Source organism: Halanaerobiales bacterium (assembly GCA_035270125.1).
Taxonomy (GTDB): Bacteria; Bacillota; Halanaerobiia; order Halanaerobiales; family DATFIM01; genus DATFIM01.
Genome location: DATFIM010000188.1, coordinates 1 through 4,480 on the forward strand (window position 1 = coordinate 1; position 4,480 = coordinate 4,480).

Below are 4,480 nucleotides of genomic sequence, written 5' to 3' on the forward strand. Positions count from 1 at the left end.
AGGTAAAAATGGTGAAATTTATAATATTGGAGCTAATAATGAAAAAACTAATTTAGAAATTACAAAAGCTATTTTAAAAATAATGAATAAAGATGAATCGATGATAAGATATGTTAAAGATCGTCCTGGTCATGATTATCGGTATGCACTTAATAATGAAAAAATAAAAAGTGAGTTAGAATGGCAGCCCAGGATATCCTTTAATAAAGGTTTAATAAAAACAATTAAATGGTATCAAAATAATAAAAAATGGTGGAAAAAACTAAAATAAATGATTTAAATTAATTCTTGTTATAATGATTTAAATATATTATAATAGGTTAAGGACATTAGTTAAAAATAAATAAAAGAAATTTATATGGTGAAATTATTATAAACGCTATTAGAAAGGGTGGGTTTATGCACATTGAGTGTTTGAAATACTTTCAGAAAATAGCTAAAATAAAAAGTATATCGAAAGTTGCAAATAAATCACATATTTCACAACCAGCTTTAAGTCAACAAATTCAAAAATTAGAAAATTCTCTTGGAAAAAAATTATTTATAAGAAGTAATAAAGGAGTAAAGCTTACTTCTTCGGGGGAAATAGTTTTAAAATATGCTGATAATATAATAAGAACATATGAAAAAATGTTAAATGGCCTAAAAGAACAGGAACAAAAAGAAATAAAAATTGAAGGAGAATTTTCAATTGCTACTTATTGTTTGCCCTGTGCATTAATTAGTATGCAAGAAGAATATCCAACTCATAACTATAATTTAATTTCAAGTACTTCTGAGGAAATTGAAGGTGATGTCTTAAATGATATTTGTGAATTAGGTTTTATTACAAAACCTTCTTCTGAGGAAGAACTTGTATCAGAAAAAGTTATAACAGAAAAAGTTGTGTTAATATCTCCTGCTAATTATGATATACCTGAAAAAATTAGTATTAAAAAGATTTTAGATTATAAATTAATTATCTTAAAAGAAAGTTGTATTATCAAAGATAATTTAAGAGAAGGTTTATCAAGTATAGGATATACATTTGCAGATTTGAATATTATGTCAAGATTGGAAACTACTGAAGCTATAAAAACATTAGTCCAAAAGGGTTATGGAACTGCTTTGGTTCCATATAATTCAGTTAAAGATGAATTTGTAGCTAATGAACTTAATATATCTAGAATTGAAGATTATAATTTAGATTATAATATATATATGGTGAGAAAAAGTTCTGAAAATTTAACAAAAGATTTAAAGGAATTTATAAAGGGATTTAAAAATTTAGGTCCTAATATCTGTTGTTAATAGATAGGAGAAAGAGATTTATTATGAAAATTCCATTTAATATACCATTTTTAACTGGTAATGAAAAAAAATATATTGAAAAAGCCTTAGATAAAAAAGAATTAAGTGGAGATGGATTTTATACTCAGAAAGTATCAAATTTTTTAGAAAATAATTTCAATTTAAACAAGGTGTTCATGACTACTTCTGGAACTCATGCTCTTGAAATGGCTACTGAGCTAATTAATTTAGGAGAAGGCGATGAGGTTATCATACCTTCTTTTACTTTTACTTCTACAGCTAATTCTGTATTAATGAAAGGTGCTAAACCGGTATTTGCAGAAATAAAAGAAAACACTTTTAATATAGATCCTGCTTATCTCGAAAAATATGTTACTAAAAATACCAAAGCTATAATTCCTGTTCATTATGCAGGGGTAAGTTGTGAAATGAATGAAATTTTAAATTTTGCACAAAAAAACAATTTATATGTAATTGAAGATGCAGCTCATGCTGTGAATGCCAAATATAAAAATGAATATTTGGGTGGTTTAGGAGACTTTGGTTGTTATAGTTTTCATAGCACTAAAAATTATGTTAGTGGAGAAGGTGGAGCCCTCATAATTAATAATAAAAATAAAGATTTAGTGGAAAGAGCAGAAATTATAAGAGAAAAGGGAACAAATAGAAAAAAATTTTTGAAAGGTGAAGTTGATAAATATACCTGGGTTGAAAAAGGTTCAAGTTATTTACCTTCTGATTTGTTGATGGCTTTGCTTTATGCACAATTAGAAAAGTTAGAAGAGATAAGAAATCTTAGAGAATATGTGTTTGAATTTTATTATAAAAATTTGGAGAAATATTTAAATGAAAATTTTTTAGATCATATTTTATCTATTCCTGAAGATAGAGTTTCTAATTATCATATTTTTTACTTAAAATTTTCTTCTAATAATATTAGAGATTTTGTATTGAAAGAATTAAACAAAAGAGGAATAGCTGCCACTTTTCATTATATACCACTACATTCATCTCCTATGGGGAAAAAAATAGGTTATAGTAAAAATGAATTAAAAATTACTAATGAAGTTTCTAATACTTTACTTAGATTACCAATATATCCTGGTTTAAAAGATAAAGAATTAATATATATTATAGAAAAATTAGAAGAAATATTTAAACAATTGTAAATAGATAAGGGGTAGTAATAAAATGGCGGATAATATTTCAGTTGTTATACCGGTTTATAACAGTGAAAATGCGTTATTTGAATTATACCAAAAATTAAAAAAAACTCTTGAAAGTTTAGAAGTAAAATTTGAAATTATATTAATTGATGATAATAGCATTGATGACAGTTATAAAAAAATAGTTGAGTTAAATAATAAAGATAAAAGAGTTAAAGGTATTAAATTAGCTCAAAATTTTGGCCAACAGAATGCAATAATCTGTGGCTTTAATTATGTTAAATATGACTATGTTATAACCCTTGATGATGATCTTCAGCATCAACCTGAAGATTTGATTAAATTATATAATAAAATCAAAGAAGGTTATGATGTAGTTTATGCAATACCACAAAATAGAGAATATGGTTTTTTTAGAAAATTAGGCTCTAAATTAACAAACTTTTTATTTAATTTAATTACATCAAAAAATAAGGATATTAGAGTGAGTAGTTATCGGATAATTAAATCTGATTTAGTAGAAAAAATAACTGAATCTAAATCTTCTTTTGTTTATATATCTGCTATTTTATTAAAATATACTAATAATATTGGAAATATATATGTTTCACACTATGATCGTAAACATGGAAAATCGAATTATAATATTATTAATTTAATAAAATTATTTATGAATTTATATATTTATTATGGAAATTTATCAATTTTGAAATATCTTAGAAAAGATTCAGAACAATTTTCAGTTGAAAAAAGCACTTTTTAAATAAAGGAGTAAAATATGAGATTATTAATATTAGGTGGAGGTAATGGACAGCTTAGCTCCATAAAAAAAGCTAAGGAAATGGGACATGAAGTAGTAGTTAGTGATTATTATAAAAATGCCCCTGGTAAAAAGTTTTCTGATTTTTCGGAGAATATAAGTACTTTTGATATAGATGGAAATATAAAAGTGGCTAAAAAATATAATATTGATGGAGTTATGACAGTTGGTACTGATCAACCGGTTTTTACAGCCATGAAGGTCGCTAAAAAACTTAATCTTCCCCGTTATTTAACAGAAGAAACAGCCAGGGCGGTAACTAATAAAAGAGAGATGAAAAAGACTTTTTCAAAATATGATATACCTACTGTAAATTATAAAATTATTAATAAAAATTTTTCAGATAAGAAATTAGCAAATATTAATTTTCCTGTTGTTATTAAACCCCTCGATAGTCAGGGACAAAGAGGTGTTTTTAAACTTAACTCTATTAAAGAAATTAGAAAACATTTTTCTGAAGTTTTAAATTATTCTCGTGAAAATGAGATTTTAGTAGAAGAATATTATAAGAGTGATGAAATAACAGTAAGTGGCTGGGTAAATCAGGGTAATTTAAATTTACTTACTATTACTGATCGAGTTACTCATGAAAATAATTCACATATAGGAATTTGTAGTGCCCATATTTTCCCTTCAAAACATTTGAAAAAATATTATAATCAGATAAAAGCTATATCAGAAAAAATAGTTGATTCTTTTAAAATAAAAAATGGACCTATTTATTTTCAAATATTAGTTGGAGAAAATGGACTCAAAGTAAATGAGATTGCCTGTAGAATAGGAGGAGCCTATGAAGGTGATTTTATGCCCTGGTTAACCGGTGTCGATATTTTGGAAATGATGGTGAATATTTCTTTAGGTGAAAATATTAATGGTGAAAATTTAAACAATTATAATATTACAAATAACTCAAAATGGCTTTCTGTACAATTATTTTATGCCAAACCGGGAAAAATCACTGAAATAACAAGTACAGCTGAACTTGTTTCTCTTAAAGGAGTTGTTAAAGCTGGATTTAATTTTGAGATAGGTGATAAGATTCAAGAAATAGAAAATGCTACTGAAAGAGCTGGTTATTTTATATTAAGAGGAAAAAATAAATTAGATTTAAAGCAAAAAATAAAAAATGCTTATGATAACTTAAAAATAATTGATTCTAAAGAAAATAATCTTGTTATTAGGGAGATTGGTGAGGTTTTATAAC

Annotated in this window: 5 protein-coding genes; all 5 read left to right on the forward strand. The window is 25.3% G+C overall.

The window, feature by feature from the left end; all coding sequences use genetic code 11:
• A partial coding sequence (locus tag VJ881_09640) for a GDP-mannose 4,6-dehydratase (GenBank protein HKL76314.1) occupies positions 1-271 on the forward strand: 271 nt, incomplete at its 5' end.
• Between the two features lie 128 nt (positions 272-399).
• Positions 400-1,290: a LysR family transcriptional regulator gene (locus tag VJ881_09645; protein ID HKL76315.1), complete on the forward strand. Its 891-nt coding sequence runs from the start codon at positions 400-402 to the stop codon at positions 1,288-1,290.
• 23 nt (positions 1,291-1,313) lie between these two features.
• Positions 1,314-2,459: a dTDP-4-amino-4,6-dideoxygalactose transaminase gene (gene rffA / locus VJ881_09650; GenBank protein HKL76316.1), complete on the forward strand. Its 1,146-nt coding sequence runs from the start codon at positions 1,314-1,316 to the stop codon at positions 2,457-2,459.
• A 22-nt stretch (positions 2,460-2,481) separates the two neighbouring features.
• The gene (locus VJ881_09655) at positions 2,482-3,219 is read left to right on the forward strand and encodes a glycosyltransferase family 2 protein (protein ID HKL76317.1); all 738 of its coding nucleotides are present in this window, start codon (positions 2,482-2,484) and stop codon (positions 3,217-3,219) included.
• A gap of 15 nt (positions 3,220-3,234) precedes the next feature.
• Positions 3,235-4,479, forward strand: coding sequence for an ATP-grasp domain-containing protein (locus tag VJ881_09660; protein ID HKL76318.1), 1,245 nt, complete (start codon positions 3,235-3,237; stop codon positions 4,477-4,479).
• Position 4,480: the final 1 nt, after the last annotated feature.